The following is a 5,947-nucleotide window of genomic DNA, read 5'->3' on the forward strand; positions in this document are numbered from 1 at the left end:
GCAGCGGCAATGCGCGTTTGGCCCCTTAATCTCCCCATCGTATGCAATAGTGTACCATCTGGGGTTACGTTTCTCAGCTTGAGCGGCGAAACGAGGACTAGGACGCCCGATGAAATCGCAAGCTTTTGCGTCCCAAAGTCCCAATCCCTTGCGAAACCGAATACTTGACACCGCAGAAAACCCCAACCGGCGCAGGCGGTTGCACGTTATTCACGACCGACCAGTTATATGCAGACACCCTAATTTAATCATCTGAGCGCCGCATCATCAACACAGTTGCTGCCTAGGCCAAAAGTCGGGCGGACGGGGACACTGGGGGTTCAACACCAATCAAGAACCAACGGGGAGACCCTATGACGCAACATAGCGCCAACGAGCAGTATCTGCTTGAACTCATCAATGCAGAGCGCGCCAAAGCAGGCGCCCAGCCGCTTGCATTCGACAAYGACCTCAGCGAAGCCGCCGAGGGGCATGACCAGTGGATGCTTGCAACCGACGTCTTTTCGCACACCGGCTCCGGCGGTTCGTCCCCAACCACCCGCATGAAAGCCGCTGGTTATATCCTGAGCGGATCGTGGGCCACTGGTGAGAACATCGCCTGGGCGACCACCCGCGCCCCGACTGGCTATGTCGACGAGGTCAAGCTTCTGCACACCAACCTGATGAATTCCTCAGGTCATCGCGCCAACATCCTCAACCCGAACTTCCGCGAAGTGGGCCTCGGCATCGAGGTCGGCGACTACAAAGGACGCTCAAGCGCTTTTGTCACCGAGGATTTCGGAAAGACCGGCTCGGATCTGTTCCTGACGGGCGTTGCCTTTGACGACAAGGACGGCGACCATTTCTACGATCCGGGCGAAGGGCTCGGCGCCATCACGGTGACCGCCAAGAACGCAGCAGGCCAGTCCTTCAAGACCACGACGTCCGCGGCCGGCGGCTACGACCTAGCGCTGAAGCCCGGCACCTATACGGTGACCTTCTCGGGCGCCAATATTGACACCTCGACCCAGACGGCGACGATCGGCACCAAGAATGTCAAGAAGGACCTGATCGATCCGACAATGAAGTCGGGAACGCTGGCGGCGACAGCCTCGGCTGAAGATGCAGGTTCCGACACTGGCCACACGCAACCGGCAGCACCGGCGACCCCGACCGACACAACGGATGCCGGGAGCAATTCCAATGCTTGGCTCGCTGATTTCTTCAAGGGGATGGATCATTTCGGCGCGGATCAAGGTACGCGTGCCGCAAGTACGGTAAGTGCATCCGGCGATGGCGCTCTCAAGCAGGGCCATTCGGTTGCGCTTGATGGCGATCATCTGMAGTTTGCGCAGAACATCGCCACGCACGCCAATGCCGAGCACATCTCCGATCTGTTCGACGGCAGCCATATTCACCAGGCGGTCGACGACGCAGTTGCGGCGCTCCAGGCGCATCTGCCGGCCGACGCACACGTGGTTGCGGAGGCGGGCGATGCGGCGCAAGCTGCGGTTGCCAAGATACTGGCGCAGATGGCCGCGCATTCCGGCCAGCACAACGCAGATCTCGTCGTCTAAACATGAGCTGACATGGCAGACAGGCGGATCGCGCTTCAGGCGCGGTCCGCCCGCATCGCCGATTGCTGCCGCCACTTGGGGGAAAGACCCTGACTCAACCGTCTAGTGACCAGAACCAGACGAACCGCTCCGAGCTTCGTGAAGCGCTGGCCTCATTCCGGGGCGCGTTTATTGCCGTCGCCGGATTCAGCGGCCTCATCAATGTGTTGATGCTGTCCGGTTCGCTGTTCATGCTCCAGGTCTACGACCGGGTGTTGCCGAGTCGCTCCGTGCCGACGCTGGTGGCGCTGATCATCATGGTGGTGGTTCTCTATGCCTTTCAGGGCATACTGGAAGCGGTGCGCGCCCGGGTGCTGACACGTATCGGCGCCGGCATCGATGAAATGATCAGCGGCCGCATATTCAATTGCATCGTCCGGCTGCCGCTGCGTACCCGCGACCGGGGCGAAGGCCTGCAGGCGCTGCGCGACCTCGACCAGGTCAGCGGTTTTCTCTCCGGCGGCGGACCGGCGGCACTCTTCGACCTGCCGTGGATACCGCTTTACGTCGGTATCTGCTTCCTGTTCCATCCGTGGATTGGCGTCGCGGCCCTCGTCGGCGCGGCCCTTTTGGTATTGTTGACAGTGATCGCCGACCGGCTGGTGCGCGTGCCGACGAAATCGATGTCAGGCTTCAGCGCAAGGCGGAGCGCGATCGCTCAGGCCGGCGCGCGCAACGCCGAGGTGCTGACGGCGATGGGCATGAGCGAGAACCTTGCGAAGCGCTGGAACCAGGCCAACGGTGATTTCCGCGAGGCACAGGAACGCGCCAGCGACCTGACCGGTGGTCTTGGCGCCGTGTCGCGCATTCTGCGCATGATGCTGCAATCGATGGTGCTGGCGCTCGGCGCTTATCTGGTCATCTACCAGCAGGCGACGCCGGGCATCATCATCGCCAGTTCCATTCTCACCTCGCGGGCGCTTGCGCCCATCGAACTTGCCATCGCGCACTGGAAAAGCTTTCTCAACGCCCGGCAAAGCTGGCGGCGACTTGATGAACTGTTCAAAGCACTTCCCGTCTCCGAAGGCGGCATGGAGCTGCCGGCACCTGCCTCGGAACTCGCGGTCGAATTCATCAGCGTCGTGGCCCCCGGCGATCGACGGCTTGTCGTGCAGGACGTCGAGTTCTCGATCCGCGCTGGATCGGGTGTCGGTGTCATCGGGCCGAGCGGCTCGGGAAAATCTTCACTTGCACGTGCGCTCGTCGGCGTCTGGCCGCTGATGCGCGGCAAGATCCGGCTCGATGGCGCAGCACTCGAGCAGTGGCCGGCGCAGTTGCTCGGCCGCCATATCGGTTATCTGCCGCAGGACGTGGAACTATTTGCTGGCACGGTCGGCCAAAACATCTCGCGCTTCGACGATAATGCGCCCCCTGAAGCAATCATCGCTGCGGCGACGGTGGCCGGCGTGCATGAAATGATCCTGCGCCTGCCCGAAGGCTACCAGACGGAAATCGGCGAAAACGGCGCCGCACTTTCCGCCGGCCAGCGCCAGCGGGTGGCACTGGCACGCGCGCTGTTCCGCGATCCGTTCCTGGTCGTGCTCGACGAACCCAATTCCAACCTCGATGCGGCGGGCGACCAGGCGTTGACGCAAGCCATAGAACACATCAAGGCGCGTGGCGGCATCGTGATCGTGGTCGCACATCGGCCGAGCGTACTTGCAGCGCTCGATCATCTGCTGGTTCTCGGCGGTGGAAAGCAGCAAGCTTTTGGACCGAAGAACGAGATCGCGCGACATGCACTCCAGCCGGTACCCGTACCGCTGCATGCTGTGGGAACGGCGGGCTGACGATGACACTCGTAACGAACCAATTTTCCACGCACCGACTGCGGGTGGTGAAGGAACTTACGCTTTCAGCCAAGGCGAAAGCCATTTCACTCCTCGACAGTGGTGCCCAGCCGATCGCCGGGGCCTCCCCACAACAACAGAGACTGCGTCATGCCATACGCCGAAATGTGAGGCTGGGGACGATTGCCGCACTGGTGCTTGTCGGCGGCCTCGGCCTTTGGGCAGCCACCAGCAATCTGTCTGGCGCGGTCGTGGCAGCCGGTCATCTGGCTGTCGATTCCAACGTCAAATCGGTTCAGCATCCACAAGGTGGTGTCGTCGGCGCACTGAATGTGCAAAACGGCAGCGTGGTTGCGGCCGGCGATGTATTGGCACGCCTCGACGACACGGTGGCGCGCGCCAATCTCGCCATAGTTGACAGTAGTCTGGACGAACTCACCGCACGGCGGGCTCGGCTGACCGCCGAGCGCGATGGCGCCGAAGCAGTCAACTATCCTGCAGAACTGGCCACGCGAGCGTTCGATCCTCGTGTCAGGCAGTTGATCGAGGGCGAAAACAAGGTGTTTGCGCTGAGGCGGCAGGCACGCGACGGCCAGGTCTCGCAGCTACGCGAACGCATCGCCCAGTTCCGCCAGGAGATCGCTGGCCTCGAAGCCCAGCAGAAGAGCAAGCAGCAGGAAATTTTGCTGACCAAGGTCGAGCTGGATAGCATCAACCAGCTTTGGCAAAAGAAGCTCGTTCCGATGTCACGGCTGGCCGAGCGCCAGCGCGCCCAGGCACAGCTCGCCGGCGAAGACGGCCAACTGACCGCGGCGGCCGCGCAGACACGCGGGCGGATCAGCGAAACAGAACTTGCCATCATCCAGATCGGCCAAGATATGCGCAGCGAAGTGGCCGGCGAATTGCGCGAGATCGACGCCAAGGCAAGCGAGATGAAGGAGCGGCAGGTGGCCGCCGAGCAATCGCTGAAGCAGATTGACATTCGCGCGCCACAGTCGGGCCGGGTCCACCAGTTGGCCATCCACACGGTTGGCGGCGTCATCACGCCGGGCGAGGCGATCATGCAGATCGTGCCGACGGCGGACGCGCTGGTAGTCGAGGCGCGGGTCGCGCCACAGGACATTGACCAGATCCGCATCGGGCAGCCGGTAACGCTTCGCCTGTCGGCGTTCAGCCAGCAGACCACGCCGGAAGTGGACGGCACAGTCGACCGGATCTCGCCCGATATGATCGAGGATCCCAAAGCTGGCGTCTCCTACTACGCCATTCGCATTGGCTTGTCGGCGAAGAGCCTCGAACAGGCAGGCCCACTTGAACTCAAGCCCGGCATGCCGGCGGAGGTGTTTCTTAAAACCACCGATCGCACGGTGCTGTCTTATTTGTTCAAGCCGCTGACCGACCAGGCCAGTCGCGCCTTCCGCAGCGACTAGCTGTGGAATCTCAATAGGTTGTCTCGGGGCGTTGGTGCTTGGATCCGTTGTTGGCCACAATTAAGTCTATGATGGCGCTCGTCATTTCGTTTTCGCCTTGCAACGAACGGACTTCGGGCGTGCACAGGCGAGCATGCGGTTGAAAACGGCGCATCCGATGGCGACCTCCGTCTGCTGGGCCGGGAAGGAGCGGGCCTTCAAGCGCCCTGCGATACTTCCCTTGTATCGCCCGATGGCGGTCTCGATCAGTGCCCTCTTGCCGTAGCCGGTGGACGCCTGCCACTTCATGCGGCCATCTCTATTGATCGACGCTATGTGATCGTCTCTGTGGCCGGGTGGTTCGGTGTCGATCCGTTCCACTGCGTTCGAGCGTGGTGGAATGACGATCCGGGCTTCGGCGCTGTGCCGCAAGACGGCGTTGTAGATAGGGTCGCCATCATAGGCGCCGTCGGCGATGAACAGGCCGATCTGGCCGTCGATCTGGTCGAGCAACGGCTCCACCTGCGAGGCGTCGCCTGTGTCCTGATCTGTCAACGTATGAGCAATGATCTCGCCGTTGTCGGCATCCAGGGCCATATGCAGCTTGCACCACGTGCGGCGGGATTTGGCACCATGCTTTTCTTCCAGCCACTGGCCGGCACCGTAGATCTGCAGGCCGGTGCTGTCGACCAGCACATGCAATGGACCGCGCAGTGGTTTAGCCTGTGGCCGCAGTTCGCAAAACAACGAACCTGGAGCAATGATCATGAAAAGCGATTTCACGCCGAAATTTGATCTTGAAGGCCGGATTGTTCTGGTGACGGGTGCATCACGCGGCATCGGAAAGGCATGCGCTTGTGCCTGTGCAGCCATGGGCGCCGACGTCGTCCTTGGCGTTCGCAACCCTGCCGATTGTCTTGAGCTCGTATCAACAATCGAAAGCTTTGGTCGGCGTGCCCTCGCGGTTTCGATGGACCTGGCAGATTTGGCCACGATACAGGACGCGGTTGCTCGTGCTCATGCTGAGTTCGGACGCATCGACGTGTTGGTCAACAATGTCGGCGTCAGCCCGGAAAATCTAGCCGAAAATGTGAACGAGAACGACTTCGACTTCACGGTCAACATCAATCTCAAGGGTACGTTCTTCGTCACC

4 protein-coding genes and 1 pseudogene are annotated in these 5,947 nt (G+C 61.4%); 4 read left to right on the forward strand and 1 reads right to left on the reverse strand.

The window, feature by feature from the left end; genetic code table 11:
• Window positions 1-353: 353 nt before the first annotated feature.
• From AC1DUU_RS20875 to AC1DUU_RS20885, 3 genes are all read left to right on the forward strand, one after another.
• Entirely contained in the window at window positions 354-1,556 is a 1,203-nt protein-coding gene (locus tag AC1DUU_RS20875; RefSeq protein WP_476785310.1) for a CAP domain-containing protein, read from the forward strand.
• Between the two features lie 89 nt (window positions 1,557-1,645).
• Entirely contained in the window at window positions 1,646-3,385 is a 1,740-nt protein-coding gene (locus AC1DUU_RS20880) for a type I secretion system permease/ATPase (RefSeq protein ID WP_476785312.1), read from the forward strand.
• Window positions 3,382-4,815 (forward strand): HlyD family type I secretion periplasmic adaptor subunit, encoded by a 1,434-nt coding sequence (locus AC1DUU_RS20885; RefSeq protein WP_476785313.1) that lies wholly within the window; start codon window positions 3,382-3,384, stop codon window positions 4,813-4,815. Before AC1DUU_RS20880 ends, AC1DUU_RS20885 begins: the two co-directional genes overlap by 4 nt.
• Before the next feature lie 81 nt (window positions 4,816-4,896).
• Here the strand turns inward: AC1DUU_RS20885 and AC1DUU_RS20890 are convergent.
• A pseudogene (locus AC1DUU_RS20890) lies at window positions 4,897-5,502 on the reverse strand (IS5 family transposase); the annotation flags it as partial.
• A 58-nt stretch (window positions 5,503-5,560) separates the two neighbouring features.
• Between AC1DUU_RS20890 and AC1DUU_RS20895 the strand changes: the two are divergent.
• Window positions 5,561-5,947, forward strand: a 387-nt coding sequence (locus AC1DUU_RS20895) for an SDR family NAD(P)-dependent oxidoreductase (protein WP_476785311.1), incomplete at its 3' end; no start/stop codon positions are given.

Source organism: Aminobacter sp. P4_H6_2, assembly GCF_056400805.1.